18 protein-coding genes are annotated in these 18,775 nt (G+C 53.8%); 8 read left to right on the top strand and 10 right to left on the bottom strand.

The features are described 5' to 3' along the window. The first annotated feature begins 2 nt into the window (after positions 1-2). Positions 3-716 carry an HAD family phosphatase gene (locus Q0W94_RS04610; protein WP_297761793.1) on the top strand — a complete coding sequence of 238 codons (714 nt, stop codon included), beginning with the start codon at positions 3-5 and terminating at the stop codon, positions 714-716. Here the strand turns inward: Q0W94_RS04610 and Q0W94_RS04605 are convergent. Genes Q0W94_RS04605 through Q0W94_RS04595 form a run of 3 tightly spaced genes read right to left on the bottom strand, consistent with a single transcriptional unit; the run spans position 713 to position 3,576 of the window. Further along, positions 713-2,113, bottom strand: a complete 1,401-nt coding sequence (locus tag Q0W94_RS04605; protein ID WP_297761791.1) for an NAD(P)(+) transhydrogenase (Re/Si-specific) subunit beta — start codon at positions 2,111-2,113, stop codon at positions 713-715. The two genes, Q0W94_RS04610 and Q0W94_RS04605, sit on opposite strands and share 4 nt — an antisense overlap. Positions 2,114-2,118: 5 nt before the next feature. Next, on the bottom strand, positions 2,119-2,397 hold the full coding sequence (locus Q0W94_RS04600; RefSeq protein WP_297761788.1) for an NAD(P) transhydrogenase subunit alpha: 279 nt from the start codon (positions 2,395-2,397) through the stop codon (positions 2,119-2,121). A 24-nt stretch (positions 2,398-2,421) separates the two neighbouring features. Then, the gene (locus tag Q0W94_RS04595) at positions 2,422-3,576 is read right to left on the bottom strand and encodes a Re/Si-specific NAD(P)(+) transhydrogenase subunit alpha (RefSeq protein ID WP_297761786.1); all 1,155 of its coding nucleotides are present in this window, start codon (positions 3,574-3,576) and stop codon (positions 2,422-2,424) included. 491 nt (positions 3,577-4,067) lie between these two features. Here Q0W94_RS04595 and Q0W94_RS04590 point away from each other — a divergent pair, with 491 nt between their 5' ends. From Q0W94_RS04590 to Q0W94_RS04575, 4 genes are read left to right on the top strand one after another with little or no spacing between them, the layout of a single operon-like run. After that, on the top strand, positions 4,068-4,499 hold the full coding sequence (locus tag Q0W94_RS04590; RefSeq protein WP_297761783.1) for a universal stress protein: 432 nt from the start codon (positions 4,068-4,070) through the stop codon (positions 4,497-4,499). 3 nt (positions 4,500-4,502) lie between these two features. Continuing rightward, on the top strand, positions 4,503-4,943 hold the full coding sequence (locus Q0W94_RS04585; RefSeq protein WP_297761780.1) for a hypothetical protein: 441 nt from the start codon (positions 4,503-4,505) through the stop codon (positions 4,941-4,943). Further along, positions 4,903-6,327 carry an HAD-IC family P-type ATPase gene (locus tag Q0W94_RS04580; RefSeq protein ID WP_297761777.1) on the top strand — a complete coding sequence of 475 codons (1,425 nt, stop codon included), beginning with the start codon at positions 4,903-4,905 and terminating at the stop codon, positions 6,325-6,327. Before Q0W94_RS04585 ends, Q0W94_RS04580 begins: the two co-directional genes overlap by 41 nt. After that, positions 6,236-6,985: a cation transporting ATPase C-terminal domain-containing protein gene (locus Q0W94_RS04575; protein WP_297761773.1), complete on the top strand. Its 750-nt coding sequence runs from the start codon at positions 6,236-6,238 to the stop codon at positions 6,983-6,985. The genes Q0W94_RS04580 and Q0W94_RS04575 overlap by 92 nt, the downstream gene beginning before the upstream one ends. An 8-nt stretch (positions 6,986-6,993) precedes the next feature. Here Q0W94_RS04575 and Q0W94_RS04570 read toward each other — a convergent pair whose 3' ends face one another. Together Q0W94_RS04570 and gpmI are read right to left on the bottom strand one after the other, a co-directional pair. Beyond that, the gene (locus tag Q0W94_RS04570) at positions 6,994-8,805 is read right to left on the bottom strand and encodes an ABC transporter ATP-binding protein (RefSeq protein WP_297761769.1); all 1,812 of its coding nucleotides are present in this window, start codon (positions 8,803-8,805) and stop codon (positions 6,994-6,996) included. A 79-nt stretch (positions 8,806-8,884) separates the two neighbouring features. Continuing rightward, positions 8,885-10,480 carry a 2,3-bisphosphoglycerate-independent phosphoglycerate mutase gene (gene gpmI / locus Q0W94_RS04565; protein WP_297761766.1) on the bottom strand — a complete coding sequence of 532 codons (1,596 nt, stop codon included), beginning with the start codon at positions 10,478-10,480 and terminating at the stop codon, positions 8,885-8,887. A 286-nt stretch (positions 10,481-10,766) separates the two neighbouring features. Here gpmI and chlP point away from each other — a divergent pair, with 286 nt between their 5' ends. Next, positions 10,767-11,975, top strand: a complete 1,209-nt coding sequence (gene chlP / locus Q0W94_RS04560) for a geranylgeranyl reductase (protein ID WP_297761763.1) — start codon at positions 10,767-10,769, stop codon at positions 11,973-11,975. 25 nt (positions 11,976-12,000) lie between these two features. Here chlP and Q0W94_RS04555 read toward each other — a convergent pair whose 3' ends face one another. From Q0W94_RS04555 to Q0W94_RS04540, 4 genes are all read right to left on the bottom strand, one after another. Beyond that, positions 12,001-12,270, bottom strand: a complete 270-nt coding sequence (locus Q0W94_RS04555; protein ID WP_297761736.1) for a YciI family protein — start codon at positions 12,268-12,270, stop codon at positions 12,001-12,003. A 9-nt stretch (positions 12,271-12,279) separates the two neighbouring features. Further along, positions 12,280-13,374: a peptide chain release factor 1 gene (gene prfA, locus Q0W94_RS04550; RefSeq protein ID WP_297761733.1), complete on the bottom strand. Its 1,095-nt coding sequence runs from the start codon at positions 13,372-13,374 to the stop codon at positions 12,280-12,282. A gap of 18 nt (positions 13,375-13,392) precedes the next feature. Then, positions 13,393-14,001 carry a 30S ribosomal protein S4 gene (gene rpsD / locus Q0W94_RS04545; RefSeq protein ID WP_024125616.1) on the bottom strand — a complete coding sequence of 203 codons (609 nt, stop codon included), beginning with the start codon at positions 13,999-14,001 and terminating at the stop codon, positions 13,393-13,395. 125 nt (positions 14,002-14,126) lie between these two features. Continuing rightward, positions 14,127-15,173 carry an AI-2E family transporter gene (locus Q0W94_RS04540; protein WP_297761728.1) on the bottom strand — a complete coding sequence of 349 codons (1,047 nt, stop codon included), beginning with the start codon at positions 15,171-15,173 and terminating at the stop codon, positions 14,127-14,129. Positions 15,174-15,324: 151 nt separating this feature from the next. On the opposite strand from Q0W94_RS04540, the gene Q0W94_RS04535 reads away from it, so the two are divergent. Together Q0W94_RS04535 and Q0W94_RS04530 are read left to right on the top strand one after the other, a co-directional pair. Then, the gene (locus Q0W94_RS04535) at positions 15,325-16,044 is read left to right on the top strand and encodes an NnrU family protein (protein WP_315863099.1); all 720 of its coding nucleotides are present in this window, start codon (positions 15,325-15,327) and stop codon (positions 16,042-16,044) included. A gap of 81 nt (positions 16,045-16,125) precedes the next feature. After that, positions 16,126-18,015 (top strand): chloride channel protein, encoded by a 1,890-nt coding sequence (locus Q0W94_RS04530; RefSeq protein ID WP_297761722.1) that lies wholly within the window; start codon positions 16,126-16,128, stop codon positions 18,013-18,015. Here Q0W94_RS04530 and cobA read toward each other — a convergent pair. After that, a complete protein-coding gene (gene cobA, locus Q0W94_RS04525) occupies positions 17,989-18,756 on the bottom strand; it encodes a uroporphyrinogen-III C-methyltransferase (RefSeq protein ID WP_297761719.1) in 768 nt (255 codons plus the stop codon). The two genes, Q0W94_RS04530 and cobA, sit on opposite strands and share 27 nt — an antisense overlap. Positions 18,757-18,775: the final 19 nt, after the last annotated feature.

Genomic DNA, 18,775 nt, shown 5'->3' with positions numbered 1-18,775 from the left:
GTATGCCCCTAAAGGCTGTTTTGTTTGACTTCAATGGTGTGATTCTCGACGATGAGGCCATTCATGCTGCCCTCGTTGAGGAGATCTTGCTGCAAGAAAATTTGCGACCGCAGCGGGGGGAGTACGACCTTTTTTGCTTGGGACGGAGCGATCGCGCCTGTTTGGATAACCTCCTCAGCCGCCGAGGACGGGCAGTGACCCCGGCCTATTTGGATAAACTGGTGGCTCAAAAGGCAGCCGCCTACCGCACTCGCTTGGCTAGTATCGAACCGTTTCCCTTCTTTCCGGGGGCGATCGCCCTGCTGCAGAAACTCCATGCTGCGCAATTGAAAATCGCCATTGTCACCGGTGCTGTGCGATCCGATGTGGACTTAGCCCTTGAGCGTGGCCAGCTCCACTCGATTGTGGACTGCATTATCAGTGCCGAAAGCGTGGAACGCAGCAAACCTTATCCTGACCCCTATCTACGTGCCGTTGAAGCCTTGCAAGCCCTAGGGAGTGATCTCACAGCCGCTGATTGTCTGGCGATCGAGGACACCTTAGTGGGGATTCAAGCCGCCCGCGAAGCTGATGTCAAAGTCTTGGGGGTAGCCCACACCTATCCCTTCCATATGCTGCAGCGTCGGTGTCATTGGGTACTTGATCGCCTAGATCAGTTTGACCTTGCGGAAATTGCCCCGGTATTTGAGCGCAGTGTGGCCTCCAGCCCCTCCTAGAGGTGTTTCACCTCGGCAATGAGTTGATTGAGTACTTCCTTGGCATTGCCAAAAAGCATCAGGGTTTTATCTTTGTAGAATAACTCATTGTCAATACCAGCAAAGCCCGGGTTGAGGCTGCGCTTGATCACAATTGTGTGCCGTGCCCGATCCACATCGAGAATGGGCATTCCATACACGGGGCTGCCGGGGTTGGTGCGGGCAGCGGGATTGACAACATCATTGGCGCCAATCACCAGTGCCACATCCACATTCTCAAATTCTGGATTGATGTCCTCCATGTCCTTAAGTTGGGGGTAGGGGACATTGGCCTCGGCCAGCAGCACATTCATGTGTCCCGGCATGCGACCGGCAACGGGGTGAATTGCGTATTTGACATCGACACCGAGCCGCTCCAATTGATCTGCTAGTTCTTTGACGCTGTGCTGCGCTTGAGCCACCGCCATTCCATAGCCGGGGACAATGACCACCGACTTGGCATAGCCGAGCATCATTGCACTTTCTTCAGGGTCAATGGTGCGCACTGACTTCGCCGTGGCCTGAGCCGTCACCGCCGCGTTACCGGTCGTCGTACTACCAAAACCACTGAAGAGGACATTGGCCAAGGAGCGATTCATGGCTTTGCACATAATCTGCGTTAAAATCAGCCCTGAAGCTCCCACCAAGGCACCTGCAATAATCAACATGCTGTTGCCAACGATAAAGCCAGCGGCACTGGCAGCCAGCCCTGAGAGGGAGTTCAAGAGGGAAATCACCACTGGCATATCGGCACCACCAATGGGCAGGACAAAGAGCACCCCCAAAATGCTGGCGATCGCCACCAAGCCCCAGAACATCGGCAGCTGACTTGGATGCAACCCCACCCAGCCACTGGCAACCAAGAAAACCACCAGCAAGCCGAGGTTAATGACCTGCTGCATCGGAAAAATGATCGGGGTTCCTGAAATCAGTCCCTGAAGTTTACCAAAGGCAACAAGGCTACCAGTGAGGGTGACCCCGCCAATGAGCACCCCCAAAATAATGGTGATAAGTGCGCTGGGAGTCAGTGGTTCACCCATGGCCACAGTGCGGCAAAATTCACCAATGCCCACCAGGGCAGAGGCGGCCCCTCCTAAGCCATTGAGTAACCCCACCATCTGGGGCATGGCCGTCATTTCCACTTTGTAGGCAGCGATCGCGCCAATGACGCTGCCGAGACCAATGGCTGTTAGGATGCCCGTGTAGTTAATAATCTGGCGATCAAGAAGCGTAACCACAATCGCAATCAACATCCCCAAGGCGGCAAGGCGATTGCCTTGGCGGGCCGTGGCCGGCGACCCCAACTTTTTCAAACCGAGGATAAAGAGCGCCGCAGCACCCAGATAGCTCAATTCTTCAATGCGTGTTAGCCAATCCATGGTTCCTACCGCTTAAACATCTGCAACATGCGATCCGTGACCAAAAAACCGCCCACCACGTTAATCGTGGCTAGCACCGTCGCAATAAATCCCAAGACCACTGTTAAGGCTGTCTGCCCACTCCCCGCCATCAGCAGGGCACCAATCACAGCAATACCAGAAATGGCATTGGAGCCAGACATGAGGGGAGTATGCAGCGTGGGTGGGACTTTGTTAATCACCTCAAAGCCAATGAAACTGGCCAGGACAAAAATCATCAGACCAACAAGCACAGGATCTGTCATTGAACTAACCCCCTGAGAAAAGAACTAAAGCATTGGTGCCAAGGTTTGGGCAGGATGCAGGAGTTGCAGTACCCGTGGGTTGCGGACCTGGCCTTCATGGGTGATACAGGCGGCATCCACAATGTCATCGCCAAAGTTCAAGATCAATTCCCCTTTGGGGGTGAGATACTTCAAGAGTGTGGAAATGTTTTTGGCATACATTTGACTGGCATGCACCGCCATTGTCGAGGGCAGATTAATCGGGCCAATAATGGTAACCCGCTGATGACAAATGGAGCGCCCCGGTTCTGTGCAGGCACAGTTGCCCCCCTGTTCAGCGGCTAAATCCACAATGACTGAACCCGGTTTCATGCTGGCCACCATATGTTCTGTAACCAACAGGGGAGCCGGTTTGCCGGGAACTTGGGCGGTGGTAATGACCACATCGGCACTGCGGACATGGGCAGCGATCGCCTCCTGGGTTTTGTGCTTGGCAGCCTCAGAAACCTCTTTGGCATAGCCGCCGGCAGCAACGGTATCCTCCTCAAGATTAACTTCAACGAATTTGGCCCCGAGGCTTTGCACTTCTTCCTTGACCGCTGGGCGAATATCAAAGGCCTCAACCACGGCTCCCAAACGTCGGGCGGTGGCGATCGCCTGCAAGCCAGCCACCCCTGCCCCAATCACAAACACCTTGGCAGGAGGAATCGTACCCGCTGCCGTCGTCAACATGGGGAAAAAGCGCGGTAGATGGGAAGCCGCCAATATCACCGCCCCATAGCCCGCCACTGCCGCTTGGGAAGACAGGGCATCCATACTCTGGGCGCGACTGGTGCGGGGAATACATTCAAGGGCAAAGGCAGTAATATGCCGCTCTGCTAAGTGCTGCATCTGCCATGGATTGCCCAAGGGATTGAGAAAACTAATTAAGGTGGTGCCAGGGCGAATCCACTCTACCTCGCGATCGCGCAGGGGCGCCACCTTGAGCAGCACATCCACACCGCCCCAGACCTCTTCAATGGAGTAACCAATTTCTGCCCCCGCGGCCCGGTAGTCATCATCGCTAAAGTGAGCCATATCCCCTGCACCGGACTCCACACAGAGGCGATATCCTTGCTGCACCAGCTTGGCAACGACCTCGGGAATTAGGGCAACTCGTTGTTCTCCTACTTCGCGTTCCTTAACGACCCCAACTTTCATAGGCACTCTTGGATAGGGTTTGCAGTCTTTACAGAACAATTCCTTGGTGTACTTATCAAGGCCTTTTTTATAACAGCCCGACACCGTCACAACATATTCACAGGCTGTCCTGTACTGATCCTCAAGCTACTGCGATCCCCTTGGGAATGCGAGGAAATGTCAGCGTTTCATAGGGGTTCTCCATAAGTCTTATGATCCCCGGCCGCTTTTGTAACAAATGTTGACACCATCATTGAGTACTTTTACTTAGCTGATGTGGTTTGCCGGTAGTAGCCATTGCTGCAATGATAATATCCTCTTTACTACAAAACTTTTAGTACAAAACTGAGAGAGGGTAATTTAATACGGGTGCCAGCGGTTTTACGAGTTTTCAGGAAAATGAATTATGGGTGTGGTTAATCATCCTCGGAAGAGGGTATCCCAAGGGGCACTTTGACCGCTGCTGGCGCTCTTGTGGCAGACTAGGAGATTGCAAGTACAACGTCACAGGTATGTTCAAAACAATTTTAGTTGCCCTCGATACCAGTGAGTTATCGGCACGGGTGATGGCGGCGGTGGCACAGTTAAACTTAGACCCAGATGCCCAAGTGATTCTCAGTCATGTGATTTCACCGGTGGAGTCGGGGTTTGGGGTCAGCGCTGATCGCCCCTCCTTGCATCCCCAAATGGGAACCTACCGCAGTATTGAGTGGCATTTACAACGGTTTCAACGCCAGCTTCCCTGTGATTCAGAAATTGAAATTGTGAGCGGTGATCCCGTAGAGGAAATTTTACGCCTTGCAAATATCTACCGTGCTGACTTGATTGTGCTGGGCAGTCGCGGCCTCACTGGCGTGGAGCGCGTGGTTCAGGGCTCCGTCAGTAGTGCCGTCCTTGCCGATGCCCTCTGTTCGGTATTGGTGGTGAAGCCAGCGGAAACCTGAAATATGACAACCCCATTAATCGGTCTTACTGCAGCGGAAGTAGCGGAGCGGCAAGCTAGAGGCCGCATTAACCGTCAGGTGAGTGAAAGCAATCGCACCTATGGCGAGATTTTGCGGGAAAACCTCTTCACGTTTATCAATGGGGTTTTTGCTTTTATTAGCGTCATCTTGATCTTTTTAGGTCGCCCAGGGGATGTGGTGGCGATTGTTGTTGTTGTGTTTCTCAATGCCATCATCAGTATCATTCAAGAAATTCGCGCCAAACGCCAACTGGATGCCATTAGCCTTTTAAGCCGACCCCGCGTTAAGGTGCTGCGCGATCGCCAGGAGGTGATTATCGATCCTGCAGAGGTCGTAGAAGGGGATATTCTCCTTTTGGCGCCTGGAGATCAAATCGTTGCTGATGGTACGAGTGGTTGGCGATGGACAGATCCAAGTGGATGAGTCATTGCTCACAGGGGAGTCAGATCTCGTTCCCAAGCGGGCGGGCGATCGCCTCTATTCCGGCAGCTTTTGTGTGCGCGGTGCCGCTGCCTATGTTGCCGAGCAGGTGGGGGAAAAGAGCACTGCCCATCAACTGACTGCTGCCGCCAAAACCCACCACCATAAACTCACACCCCTCCAGCAGGAAATTAACCTGATTATCCGCGTGATTCTTGCCCTGGCGGTTTTCCTGTGGCTATTGGTTCTATTCTCGCTCTTGGTGCGCCTGACCACTCTACAAATGAGCGTGCAAGCCGCAGCCGTAATTGCCGGCCTTGTCCCTGTGGGCCTGTACCTTACGATTACTCTCACCTATGCCCTGGGGGCGCTGCGCATTTCCCGTGCCAATGTCTTGGTGCAGCAGGTCAATGCCATTGAGTCCCTCAGTGGGGTGGATATTCTCTGCCTTGATAAAACGGGAACCCTAACGGCCAATGCCCTTGAACTCCATAGCTGGTACCCTCTCAGCGAGGCGAAGCAGCAAACGGCAGCAACCCTAGGGAAGTTTGCGGCTAGTGTCAGCAGTCCCAACCGTACCATTGTTGCCCTAACGGAGGCTTTTGCGGGAACTCCCCAGCCGATGCGCCTCGAAATTCCCTTTTCCTCCGCCTACAAGTGGAGTGCAGTCGCCTGGCACGACTCGGAAACGTTTATTTTGGGGGCACCGGATGTCCTCTTCAAGAGTGAGGACCTCTCCCCTAGGGTGGTTGAGCTGCTCCAGCGAGGGCGACAGCAGGGATTGCGGGTGCTCCTCTTTGCCCGCAGTGGCAGTGATCCCACTTGGGATGAGCGGCAGGAAACTCCTGTGTTGCCCTCAGAGTTGGAACCCTTGGCAGTGATTTGGGTGGGCGATCGCCTGCGACCCCAATGCCGTGAGGTGCTAGCCCGTTTTCAGCAAGCTGGAATTCAAGTCAAAATTATCTCCGGGGATCACCCGGAAACTGTTGTTGCCCTTGGCAAGCAAATTGGCCTCGATGGGGGGGCGATCGCCATCTCCGGGACAGAACTGGCCGCTATGGATGATCCCAGCTTTGATCAAATGGCTGAGAAAGCCACGGTTTTTGGTCGCATTACACCAGAGCAAAAGGCTAAACTCGTCACTCGCTTGCGTGCCCTCGGACATCAGGTGGCAATGATTGGTGATGGTGTGAATGATGTCCTATCCCTGAAGCAAGCTAATGTGGGAATCGCTATGGAAAGTGGCAGTGCCATTACCCGCAATGTGGCTGATATTGTGCTGCTTGCGGATTCCTTTGCAGCCTTACCGGCAGGCCTTTCGCGAGGGGCAGCGCATCTACAACGGTATTCAAGATGTCAGCAAGCTCTTTTTGGTACGGGTCTTTAGCTTTAGTTTACTGTGCCTTGTCACTGTTATGGCAGGGCGCGCCTTCCCACTGCTGATTAAGCACAATAGCCTGCTAACGCTGTGGGGAGTGGGTTTACCCACACTGGCGGTGGCTTTTTGGGCAGTGCCGGGGCCGCGTCCCCATCGCTCCTTGATTCGTTCACTGCTGCACTTTGTCATCCCCGCCACCCTGAGCCTGGCGCTGTTAGCCATTTTCATGTACTTAGGGGTTTTAGCACGGGAACTAACACCCCTTGTGGAATTGCTCCAAGGACGGTTTGATCCAGACCTGGTGAATGATCGCGAGATGCTCTCGGAATTGAGCCAGAGTGTAGCGATCGCGCGCACGGCCTTGGTGACGAGTCTGATCTTGGCCTCCCTCTGTTTAGTGCTTTTCCTAAAGCCTCCCCATCCCGTATGGGTCGGCGGTGCTCCCCTAGTGGGCAACTGGCGGTATGTTGCGGTTGTAGTTATCCTACTGGCTGGCTTTGTCATCATTAGCACATCGCCCACCCTGCGATCGGTGGCGGAGCTAGAACCCCTCTCCTGGTCATTGTGGGCACTCATTGTGCTAATTGTCCTACTCTGGATGATTCTTTTGCGCAGCTTTTGGCGGTATCGGCTCTTGGATCGCTTCTTGGGGGTAAATCTCAGTTAGTTGGTAGTTTAAGCGGTGGGGGGGCGATCGCGCTGAATCGAATAGAGATGGGCATACAATCCCCCTTGGGCAAGGAGGGTGTCATGGTCGCCCTGCTCACGGATCGTGCCCTGATCCAGCACCACAATCTGATGGGCATCCCGCACTGTACTCAGGCGGTGGGCAATCACAATCATTGTGCGAGTACCCGTAATGGCGCGTAGGGCTAGCTGAATTTCCCGCTCTGATTCGTAATCCAGACTTGACGTTGCCTCATCAAAAATCAGCACATCAGGATCCGCCAAGAGGGCACGGGCAATCCCTAACCGCTGCCGCTGTCCCCCCGAAAGCCGCAACCCCCGTTCACCGACAATCGTGCGATAGCCGAAGGGCAACTGCTGCACAAATTCATCCACCCGCGCAATGGCACAGGCCTCATAGACGGCGTCGGCACTGACATTGGGGTTAGCATAGGTCAGGTTATCCCAGAGGGTGCCATTAAAGACATCGACTTCTTGGTGGACAATAGCCAGCCGGCGGCGATAGGCGCGGACATCGAGGGTTTGAATATCTTGGCCATCTATGAGAATGTGTCCCTGCTCCGGCTGGAAGTAACGAAAGAGGAGCTTGATTAGGGTGGATTTCCCCGAACCCGATCGCCCCACTAGGGCCACCGTTTGGCAGGGTTCAATGAGTAAGTTAATATCCCGCAGAATGGGACGCCCTGGCGTGTAGCTAAACCAAACATGCTGAAAATCCACCTTGCCCGAAAACTTCAGGCTGGGAATTTCCGGTTGCTCAAGATCAATGGCATCGCGACCGGCGGGCAATTCCATAAATTCATGGAAGCGTAAAATTGAGGCATAGCGCCGCGCAAACACCTCAGACACCTGCGAGAGAGGCGTAATTTCCGCATAGGCCATACTGGCAAGGGTGTAAATCGTAATAAAGTGGCCAATGGAGACCCGTCCAGCGATGGTCGCTGCTAGGGAAAATCCCAACAAACTAAAAAGGCAAAACTGCACCACCGCTCCCTGCCAAGTGATTAGGTGCATGTAGCCGCGATGGATGCGGTCAATCACCATCTTGAACTCGCGATCCAGCCGCTGCTTCTGGCGAGCGAGTTCACGGGCTTCAGTGGCAAAGGCCTTGACGGTTTTGATATTGGTGATGATCTCTGAGGTGCGGCTTTCCGTGCTTTCGATGTGGCTGTCGAGGATTTCTTCCTTTTGAATAATGCGCCTTAGGATGCGCAGGGTCAGCACCAAGATGACTGTAAAGGAGATCAACAGCCCAAGGGCGATCGGCCAATCCAACCACCAGACAATCACGCCAATCCCCAGGACCCGTACGAGTTTGGGAATCAGTTGACCGGCAATTTCTGGATAGCTCCACGTATGGTTGGCAATCCCTTTGGTGACCCGGTTGGCAATGCGGCCAGGGTTATTTTCCTCAAAGAATTCGAGGGGAAGGGTCAGAATTTTCTCGATGGCTTGGCGCGTGTGGTCGCGACGGGCCGCCAAGGCAATCCACCAGTGGAACCATACCCCCAGCCACGGTTGAATCGGGGCGCGCACCACAGTGGCCAAAAAAACAATACTGCCGAGAACGGCGAGATGAGCACTAAAGGTATCGCCCCAGCCTGTCCATGTTTGGAGTCTATGGGCGATCGCCACCACTGGCGGGTCAAGGGGTTGTTGGGAGAGCAGGTTGAGAATTTGACCAATGGCATAGGGCACAAGTAAGTCCACCAGCTCGCACACACTGGCGGCGGTAATGCTGGCGATCGCTATCCCCCGGTAGGCACGATAGTAACCCAGAATGGAGCGAAATGAGGCCATAAAAATACGACAAGCACTATTCCTATTTTAAGATTTCTTAAAATCTTAAAATTCCTTTGCCGTCGCCCTTGAGAAGGCTTTAGATCTTGAGGGAAACAGGGGTGCGATTTAGGCGCGTTTCATAGGGTGCACTGACAATTAGCGATCGCCCCGTCATTTCCGGGGGTTGGGGCAGCTCCAGAATTTCAAGAATCGTAGGGGCAATATCCGCAAGACAGCCATCTTGCCGAAGAATGACATTGCCACCATGGCCAGGAATTTTGCGTTTCTCCCCTTCCACTAAAATAAAGGGGACCGGGTTGGTGGTGTGAGCCGTCCAGGGGTTGCCGTCCTGATCAATCATGTATTCGGCATTGCCGTGATCTGCGGTGATGAGCAGCGTTCCCCCCACTTTTGTGGCCGCTTCCACCAAGACCCCCACACAGCGATCCACGGTTTCAATGGCTTGAATCGTCGCCGCCAACTGCCCCGTGTGCCCCACCATATCGGGGTTGGCAAAGTTAACTACAATGAGGGCATACTCCTGCTTCTCAATGGCCCTCTTGACGGATTCGGTTACAGCGAGGGCAGCCATGGCGGGGGCTTGATCATAGGTGGCCACCATGGGACTGGGGATGAGGATGCGATCTTCGCCGGGGAAGGGTTCCTCAAGGCCGCCGTTGAAGAAGTAAGTGACGTGGGCATATTTCTCTGTTTCGGCTGCCCGCAGTTGCTTGAGGCCATGCTCAGCAATCACTTCTCCGAGGATATGGCTGAGATTTTGCGGCGGGAAAGCAACCCCACAGTTAAAGCTAGCGTCGTACTGGGTAAAGGTGACAAACTCAAGGGGCGTAATCAGCGTCCGTTCAAAACCGCTGAAGTCAGAATCAATAAAGGCTTGGGTCAGCTGGCGAGCGCGATCAGGACGGAAGTTGAAAAACACCACCCCATCGCCAGGTTCAACGGCTCCTTCAGCAATGCGTGTGGGCACAATGAATTCATCGCCAATATCCTGTGCGTAGGACTTACGGGCCACATCCACTGCCCGGAGGGGTTGAATATGCTCATTGCTGGTCATAACGCGGTAGGCGGCCTCGGTGCGGTCCCAGCGGCGATCGCGATCCATGGCATAGTAGCGACCACTTACCGTCACAATTCGTCCGCAGCCGGCGGTTTTCAGGCGTTGCTCCAATTCCTCAAGGACCCCTGCTGCATCGCGGGGGGGCGTATCACGACCATCGGTAATAGCATGGATACAGGCGGGCAACCCGTGGCGTTTGGCGAGTTCCACCAAGCCGTAAAGATGCTCAATGTGGGAATGCACCCCCCCAGCAGAACACAGACCGATAAAATGCAGCTTACCGTTGCGTTCCTTCACGGTTTGACACAGATGCACAAGGACGGGATTGCTAAAGAAGCTGCCATCTTCGACCGCATCGGAAATGCGCACCAATTCTTGGGGAACAATGCGACCGGCACCGATATTTAAGTGCCCCACCTCGGAGTTACCCATTTGTCCCTTGGGGAGTCCCACCGCCTTCCCAGACGTGTAAATCAATGTGTGGGGATAGGCTTCCCACAAACTGTCCATCACAGGGGTATTGGCGCTGGCGATCGCATTACCGTAGGTGTCTTCGCGATAGCCCCAGCCATCCAAAATCACCAAAACAACGGGCGCAACAGGAGACGATGCCATGTGAATGCCCTACCTTAACTTCTCTGGGAAATGGCGTAAATTTTACAACCTCGCAAATGATACCATTCTCGACCGCGAGAGACAAATCCGGTCACTTCACGCTCCAGTCCCCAGGTTGGACCAATTATTAGCCAATAGATGGATCTATCCTAGCAGATCACTAAGGATGACCAAATGTTGAAAACTGTTACAGATGTGGCTTTTCGGGATTAAATCCTTGAAGACAAAAAATTCCCGTGATAGTATCCAAACTGTTGTTTGTTAGCCAAAATTTGGGAGTCGTCCGTTGTCACTTCGGGTAGCCGTAGTCGGTGGTGGTCCAGCGGGTTCCTCAGCCGCCGAAACCTTAGCCAAAGCCGGAATCCAAACCTATCTCTTTGAACGTAAATTAGACAATGCCAAGCCCTGTGGCGGTGCGATCCCCCTGTGCATGGTCAGTGAATTTGACTTACCCCCGGAAATCATTGACCGCCGCGTGCGCAAAATGAAAATGATATCCCCCTCCAACATTGAGGTGAACATTGGCCATACCCTCAAGGAGCACGAGTATATCGGTATGTGCCGCCGCGAAGTCCTCGATAGCTTTATGCGCAATCGGGCAGCGGATTTGGGCGCCAACTTGATCAATGGCACTGTCTTTAAGCTAGAGCAGCCCATCACCAGCGATCAGCCCTACACCCTCCACTATGTCCAAGAAGATGGCGCAGTTCAGACCCTCGAAGTGGATGTGGTGATTGGTGCCGATGGCGCAAATTCTCGCATTGCCAAGGAAATTGATGCCGGCGATTACAACTACGCCATTGCCTACCAGGAGCGGATTCGCCTGCCTGAGGACAAAATGGCCTACTACAACGAGTTAGCAGAAATGTACGTGGGGGATGACGTGTCCCCTGACTTTTATGCGTGGGTTTTCCCGAAATATGACCATGTAGCCGTGGGTACTGGCACCATGAAGGTCAATAAAGACCGTATTCGGGAATTGCAAGCAGGAATCCGCAACCGCGCTGCCGCCAAACTGGAGGGGGGGCAAATTATTAAAGTGGAAGCCCACCCCATTCCTGAGCATCCTCGACCTCGGCGAGTGGTCGGTCGCGTGGCCCTTGTGGGGGATGCGGCGGGTACCGTGACCAAGTCCTCCGGAGAAGGCATTTACTTTGCCGCCAAGTCAGCGCGCCTGTGTGCTGAAACGATTGTCGAGACCTCCAACAGCGGTCGCCGTATCCCTACCGAAGAAGATCTCAAGCTCTACCTAAAGCGCTGGGACAAAGCCTACGGCATGACCTATCTTGTTTTGGATCTGCTGCAACGAGTCTTTTATCGCTCCGATGCCACCCGTGAGGCTTTTGTGGAGATGTGTAGTGATCTTGATGTGCAAAAGCTCACCTTCGATAGCTACCTCTACAAGACCGTTGTGCCCGCTAATCCCTTAGTGCAGTTGAAAATTACGGCAAAAACGATTGGGAGCCTGATGCGGGGCAATGCCCTTGCACCCTAGGTGAGTTTTGGATCCACCCTCGCCCTTAGAGGGCTTGGATCCACTCATGAATACTGTAGTCTGTCCAGACCTGATGCTGCCAGTAGGGGTCGTTTTCAATCAATTGGCGCACGGTCTCTTCGCTATCCGCCTCATAAATAGCAAAAAAGTAGCGCAGGTCTTTGGTAGGGCCAATGGTGATGAGCAGGCCTTGCTCTTTTTGAGCCGCAAGGCCATCGAGGTGTGCCTGGCGATAGGGGGCACGCCGTTCCCGGACATCTTCACAGTAGCGTCCCCAAGCCACAAATTTGGTCATTTGATCCTCCTAGGCTTGTTCGGCAGCAAGTTGCGCCAGTTGTTCCTGCTGATCACGGCTGATGCAGGCTTGGATAATCGGTTCCAAATCCCCCTCTAGGACACTGCTGAGGCTAAAGTTTTGTCCCAGCCGGTGATCGGTCACGCGGTCATCTTTGTAGTTGTAGGTACGGATTTTTTCGGAGCGATCGCCAGTACCCACCTGAGAGCGGCGCATGGAAGTAATGGCTTCCTGCTGTTCCCGCAGCTTTATTTCGTAGAGTTTGGCACGGAGAATCTGGAACGCTCGCTCTTTGTTTTTCAGTTGACTCCGCTCTTCGGTGCAGAAAATACGAATTCCCGTTGGCTTGTGGTATAAATCAACAGCGGTTTCCACCTTATTGACGTTTTGGCCGCCGGCTCCGCCAGATCGGGCGGTGGTGAGTTCAATGTCCTTCGGATCAATCTCGACCTCCACCTCATCCACCTCGGGCATCACAGCGACGGTGGCAGTGGAGGTATGAATTCTGCCGCTAGCTTCTGTTGCTGGTACCCGCTGTACCCGGTGGACACCCGACTCATACTTCAGCTTGCTATAGACGCGATCGCCCTTGATTTCAAGGATGGCTTCTTTGAAGCCGCCCATTTCAGCCAGGGATTCACTCACGAGGGTCACTTGCCAACCCTGGGTTTTAGCATAGCGGGAGTACATCCGTACCAAATCGCCGGCCCAAATCCCTGCTTCATCACCGCCTGCACCTGCCCGAATTTCCAGCATAATGTTTTTCTCATCATTGGGATCACGGGGCAGCAGCAGAATTTTCAGGCGCTCCTCGAGTTTGACAATGCGGTAACTGAGATCATCCACTTCCTCCTCAGCCATTTGCCGCAGCTCCGGTTCATTGATGGCTTCCTTGAGAAGCTGACGCGCGTCCAGCAGTTGCTGATTCAACCTTTGCCATTCGTGGTAGGCATTTACCGTCTCCTCTAGAGCAGCCCGGGAGCGGGCTATCTTCTGAAACTCGGTTGGATTGACTGCCACATCCGGATCCGCCAAGCGGCGGGTAAGTTCCGTAAAGGTTTGCTCGACAGTGCGGAGTTTTTCCAGAAGATAGGCTTCTGCCATAGGAAAGGCGGCGATACTCTAAACTTTGCGGGAGTAGTACTCAACCACGAGGAGTTCATTCACTTCGAGAGCAACCCATTGGCGCTCAACGATACCGGTGACTCTGCCGGTGAGGGTACTTTTATCGAGTTCCAAGTGGCTGGGGAGATTGGCCAGCCCAGGATTTTGAAGGTTGGTTTCCACGAGGCGGCGCGATCGCTCGTTATCGCGGACAGTAATCACATCCCCCGGACGGCACTGATAGCTAGGAATAGAAACAGTGCGACCATTGACGAGAATATGGCCATGATTCACCAGTTGGCGAGCGGCTGGAATCGTGGGTGCCATTCCAAGGCGGAAAACGGTGTTGTCTAGCCGCATTTCCAACAACTGCAGGAGGGTTTGTCCGGTGGAACCACTCACGCGGCGGGCTTTGCGCACATAGCGCACGAGTTGCCGCTCCGAGACCCCGTAGTTGAAGCGTAGTTTTTGCTTTTCGTCAAGGCGCAGGGCGTATTCCGAACGCTTTTTGCGGGCTTGGCCGTGTTGACCAGGGGGATAGCTCCGCTTGGGGACTTTGCGGGTGAGACCAGCCAGCTCACCCAGACGACGGACAATTCTCAAACGAGGGCCACGATATCGAGCCATGCAACTATACCCAACCTACAGTGATGATGGTGTCCAACCAAAAATGCACAAAAAATACACTGATGTGCCGAGGGCACCTTAATCAGCTTGTCTAGTATATCAACGGGATGGGGGCGATCGCAACCCTAGGACGAGGATTTTGGAGCAGCCTCACGGCTTGCCTGTAAGGCTTTGAGATCCAACAAACTGACGATTGTCCCCGTCATGGGAATGGCCAGGAAGATACCAACAATTCCTGCGACCGTTGCCCCCACCAGGAGGGAAAAGAATAGAACCACCGGATTGAGGTTGACGGAGTTGCGCATTACACGGGGCATGAGGATATTTTCCTCTACCTGTTGGAGCACAATACAGCTGATCAGAACCTGGGCACTCAGGGCAATGCTTTTGGGCAACAGGATCAAGCAGATTAGGCAAATGCCAATTGTTGAGCCAATCCCGGGAATGAGATCCAAGCCGCCGGCGATCGCCCCAAGGGCAAGGGCGTAGGGGGCACCTAACACCAGCAAGACAATGAATGTGGCGATACCAAAGAATAGAGACAGAAGGAAACGGCCACTAAAGAAGCCCAAAAAGTTCCGCTCTAAGGCCTGGGGCAGGCGATCGCGCCACGGGTCGGGCAAAAAACTCAACAGGTACTGCCATAGCCGTTCCCCTTCCAACAGCATAAAGAACGTAATCACAGCAACAATCATGCCCCCCAGCAAGAGGGCAAAGATGGACTGGAGCTTACCAAACCCAAACTGAATCCCAGCAAGGGCAAAGTTGCGTAATTCTGACTCCAGTTGCTGAAAATTGATGTCTAGATTCCATTGCCCCAGAAACTGCTGCATTCTCTCAAGGGAGTTAATCCACAGATCAACTTGGCTGGGCAAATGGGCGATTAAGTCCTGCAACTGGCCAATGATCGCCAACCCAAGAGTAATCCCCAAGCCGATCAACAGTGCCAATGTCCCCAGAAACACAATGGTAACCGCAAAACCATGGGGCAAGTAACGTTTGAGCCAGCGCACGGGATAGTTGAGTAAAAACGCCAGAATGGACGAAGAAAGAAAGATTAGTAAGACGTAGGCAAAATAGTGCAAAAGCTGCACGGCAATCCAGCCCAGAGCAAAGAGCAGGAGCAGGCGCAGTAGGCGGCGGTTTTCGAGGCGATCGAGCCAATTAAACATAACAATTAAACATAAATATTGACGCCGGATGCCCCCAACGCCTTGACTATAGCTCATAGGCTTGGTTTTTTTGCTCATTTACATTGCTTTACAAATCCTCTGACCCTTTGGGATCATGGGAAGGGATTTCAACCGTGGGGAGTAGATGAGCATGGATTACCACAGTTGGCAAACCAGTTCGCAGTGGATCATGGTGGGGCTATTGCTCCTGTTTGCGATCGCCCACAGTGGCTTGGCCAGCTTACGCCCTTGGGCAGAAAAGCGGATAGGTGCCCGCCTCTATCGCATTTTTTTCGCCTTAGTGAGTCTGCCTTTGGCCACAATCTTGATTCTCTACTTTTTGGCCCATCGCTACGACGGCGTCCAACTGTGGCAACTTCAAGGGGTGCCGGGAATGGGGGCGCTAGTGTGGGGACTATCGGCGCTCTCGTTTCTCTTTCTTTACCCAGCCACCTTTAACCTGCTGGAAATTGCCGCTGTGCAAAAGCCAGAGGTGCACCTCTACGAGACAGGGATTATTCGCATTACTCGCCACCCCCAGTTGTGGGGACAGGTGATCTGGTGTGTGGCCCATACACTGTGGCTGGGCACCTCCTTTACCCTGCTGACCTCCCTTGGTCTGATTGCCCATCACTGCTTTGGGGTTTGGCATGGCGATCGCCGCTGGTACGCACGGCATGGAGAAGCGTTTGCTGCCCTGAAAAACCGCACTTCCATCATTCCCTTCAAAGCCATTTGGGAGGGCAAACAACAACTGGTATGGCAGGAATTTTTGCGCCCCGCCTATGGGGGAGTGGTCATTTTTGTCGCCTTGCTGTGGTGGCTGCATCCCACCTTTTACCATGTGACACCGCAACTGTTGCCCTTCTAGTCTCTCCCCTGGAAATTGCGCATAATAAATTGCGCATAATTGAGTTAGAGCTATCCGGTTTCAGGAAAAATTTTTCCACCAGTGTCCTCCCTCTCCCCCCTGTCTACTGCTGAATCTCGCCTCACTCGCCTTTTCAATCAATTGCAACCCCCCCCGGAAACGGTCGTCCTGATCTTGGCGGTGCTCATTGGCGGCAGCGCTGGCCTCAGTGTGCTGCTGTTTCGTTACCTGATTGAAACAATTCATTACCTTGCCCTTGAAAACTTGATGGGGATCATTGGTCGCTGGGGGCGGTGGACACTGGCCTGTGTTCCGACCCTAGGGGGCTTGCTGGTGGGGATTGTCCGTTGGTTTGTCCAAGAGTTTAGTCCCAACCTGATGTCATTGATGGGTGCTGTCGAAGCTGGCAAGGAAATTCCCCTCATTCGCCCCATTGCCAAAACCCTTGCGGCGGCAATTTCCCTTGGTACAGGTGCGTCCCTTGGTCCAGAGGGACCCAGTGTGGAAGTGGGCGCCAACATCGGCATTCTCCTTGGTCAAGGGCTGAAGGTCTCGCGAGAACGGCAAAAGTTGCTCCTTGGGGCAGGGGCAGCGGCAGGTTTAGCAGCAGGCTTCAATGCTCCGATCGCTGGTGTGTTCTTTGCCCTAGAGGTCGTCTTAGGAACCACCTTTGAAACAACAGCTGTGAGCGTGGTGCTTTTGGCCGCTGTGATTTCTGCCCTAATTACCCAAATTGGCTTGGGGTCACAGCCTGCTTTTGAACTGCCGGCCTATGAGGTGCGCAGTTCCCTTGAGTTGCCCTTGTATTTGGGCTTGGGACTGTTGGCCTACGGTGTTGCCATTGTCTATACCCAGTTACTTCAGTGGCTGCCGCAAGTCTTTCAGGGGAAGATGCCACCTATGCAGTTTTTAGGTCACATTCCCCTACCCCTGCGTCCCTTGATAGGGGGTCTCTGCGTTGGCTTGGTTGCCCTGTATTTGCCGCAGGTGCTGGGCATTGGCTATGAAACGGTGGAAGCAATCCTCAGGGATGTGAATTTCTCCCTCGGCTTACTGCTGGTGTTGCTGGTTACCAAGATGCTCTTAACGGCAGTGAGTCTAGGCAGTGGTCTAGTGGGGGGCATCTTTGCGCCGGCCCTCTTTTTGGGAGCTTCCCTGGGTGCGGCCTACGGTAAGGTGTTACCTCTTCTCTTACCGATGTTTGCCAACAGTATTGCTGCTCCTGCTGCCTACGCAACCGTGGGAATGGCCGCCGTCCTTGCGGCCAGTGTCAATGCGCCCTTAACCGCTATTTTGCTGCTTTTTGAAATGACGCAAGACTATCGCATTATTTTGCCCCTGATGGCAGCGGTGGGCTTAAGTGTCTGGCTAGTGAATAGTTTTAGTGTGCAAAAACCGGGTGAGCTGCCCGCCTTGGCACCCAGCAGTATTGAGCCCCACAAGGAGGAGCAGGAGGACAGTCTCCCCAACCTTTTTGTGGCAGAGGCCATGCAATCGCAGGTGCTGTTTCTTAGCGAAACGACACCTGTGGTCGAAGCGGGCTTGCAACTCATTGAAAAAAAAGTCTACTGTGCCTTTGTGACCGATAGTCAGCAGGACTTGGTGGGGTTGATCACCCTTGGGGATATTAATCGGGTGCTGACCCGTTGGGAAGCGGATCAGGAAACAACCGCGTATCAAACCCAAACGGTGGGGAGTGTCTGTACGCGGGAGCTGTTGCTAGCCTATGGTGATGAACCCCTGAAGGACGCCATCGATCGCATGGCAGCGCGGGATTTAAGGCAGTTGCCTGTGGTGGATCGCAATAACCCGCAACGGGTGCTAGGGCTCCTCACTAGAGAGAATATCCGCCTTGCCTATTCTTTGGACCAAACGCGACGTAAGCTACTACCCTATTTGGAGCGGGCAATGCTGTCGCTGCCCCTAGAACCTGAACCTGTTGCTTCAGACCTGGTGGAGACTTCCCCCTAACTGGGAGCGCAGCTGAATGACCTCACCAATGACAATCAAAGCAGGGGTTTTAATCTGTGCCTCGTCACAGGTGGCGATCGCTCGCTCTAGGGTGGTCACCACCACTCGTTGTTGCGGCGTTGTCCCTGATTCAATAAAGGCCAAGGGAGTCTGGGGCGATCGCCCCCCAGCGAGTAGGTGGGGCACAATTTCCCCCAAATGGTGCAGCCCCATGTAAATCACAATCGTATCCACCGCCGTGGCCAGAGCCGACCAATTAACCCGCGGTTGATAGCGGCCAGCCGCCTCATGGCCGGTAACAAAGACCACCGAGGAGCTAAAATCCCGATGGGTTAAGGGAATTTGAGCATAGGCAGGTGCAGCTACGCCACTGGTAACGCCGGGGACCACCTCCACAGGAATACCCGCCTCAACCAAGGCGAGACACTCTTCGCCGCCACGGCCAAAGACAAAGGGATCACCCCCCTTGAGGCGCACAATGACAGCATGGCGCCCTGCCAACTCAATCAACAGGTGGCAAATCTCGGCCTGAGAAAGGGTATGGTTGCCACGCCGCTTGCCCACATGAATTTTTTCCGCTTGGGGATTAATTAGTCCTAGGATCTCCGGACTAATCAGGGCATCGTAGAGCACCACGTCGGCACATTCCAGAAGCATTTTGGCGCGAAGCGTGAGCAGCCCGACATCCCCGGGGCCTGCCCCCACCAAATATACCTTGCCAATCAATTGTGATGAACTCATTCTTGAATTAAACCTTGGA

It is taken from the genome of Thermosynechococcus sp., from assembly GCF_025999095.1.
Taxonomy (GTDB): Bacteria; Cyanobacteriota; Cyanobacteriia; order Thermosynechococcales; family Thermosynechococcaceae; genus Thermosynechococcus.
The sequence above is the reverse complement of the archived record's forward strand: the minus strand, read 5'-3'. Positions and strand labels throughout refer to the sequence as shown.

What these genes read in the sequence shown, in the direction of transcription:
- gpmI (WP_297761766.1), bottom strand. Translation starts at nt 10,480, where the DNA reads ATGGCATCGTCTCCTGTTGCGCCCGTTGTTTTGGTGATTTTGGATGGC.
- Q0W94_RS04595 (WP_297761786.1), bottom strand. Translation starts at nt 3,576, where the DNA reads ATGAAAGTTGGGGTCGTTAAGGAACGCGAAGTAGGAGAACAACGAGTT.
- Q0W94_RS04605 (WP_297761791.1), bottom strand. Translation starts at nt 2,113, where the DNA reads ATGGATTGGCTAACACGCATTGAAGAATTGAGCTATCTGGGTGCTGCG.
- Q0W94_RS04585 (WP_297761780.1), top strand. Translation starts at nt 4,503, where the DNA reads ATGACAACCCCATTAATCGGTCTTACTGCAGCGGAAGTAGCGGAGCGG.
- Q0W94_RS04600 (WP_297761788.1), bottom strand. Translation starts at nt 2,397, where the DNA reads ATGACAGATCCTGTGCTTGTTGGTCTGATGATTTTTGTCCTGGCCAGT.
- Q0W94_RS04590 (WP_297761783.1), top strand. Translation starts at nt 4,068, where the DNA reads ATGTTCAAAACAATTTTAGTTGCCCTCGATACCAGTGAGTTATCGGCA.
- Q0W94_RS04570 (WP_297761769.1), bottom strand. Translation starts at nt 8,805, where the DNA reads ATGGCCTCATTTCGCTCCATTCTGGGTTACTATCGTGCCTACCGGGGG.
- cobA (WP_297761719.1), bottom strand. Translation starts at nt 18,756, where the DNA reads ATGAGTTCATCACAATTGATTGGCAAGGTATATTTGGTGGGGGCAGGC.
- Q0W94_RS04580 (WP_297761777.1), top strand. Translation starts at nt 4,903, where the DNA reads ATGGTACGAGTGGTTGGCGATGGACAGATCCAAGTGGATGAGTCATTG.
- Q0W94_RS04555 (WP_297761736.1), bottom strand. Translation starts at nt 12,270, where the DNA reads ATGACCAAATTTGTGGCTTGGGGACGCTACTGTGAAGATGTCCGGGAA.
- prfA (WP_297761733.1), bottom strand. Translation starts at nt 13,374, where the DNA reads ATGGCAGAAGCCTATCTTCTGGAAAAACTCCGCACTGTCGAGCAAACC.
- Q0W94_RS04535 (WP_315863099.1), top strand. Translation starts at nt 15,325, where the DNA reads ATGGATTACCACAGTTGGCAAACCAGTTCGCAGTGGATCATGGTGGGG.
- rpsD (WP_024125616.1), bottom strand. Translation starts at nt 14,001, where the DNA reads ATGGCTCGATATCGTGGCCCTCGTTTGAGAATTGTCCGTCGTCTGGGT.
- Q0W94_RS04610 (WP_297761793.1), top strand. Translation starts at nt 3, where the DNA reads ATGCCCCTAAAGGCTGTTTTGTTTGACTTCAATGGTGTGATTCTCGAC.
- Q0W94_RS04540 (WP_297761728.1), bottom strand. Translation starts at nt 15,173, where the DNA reads ATGTTTAATTGGCTCGATCGCCTCGAAAACCGCCGCCTACTGCGCCTG.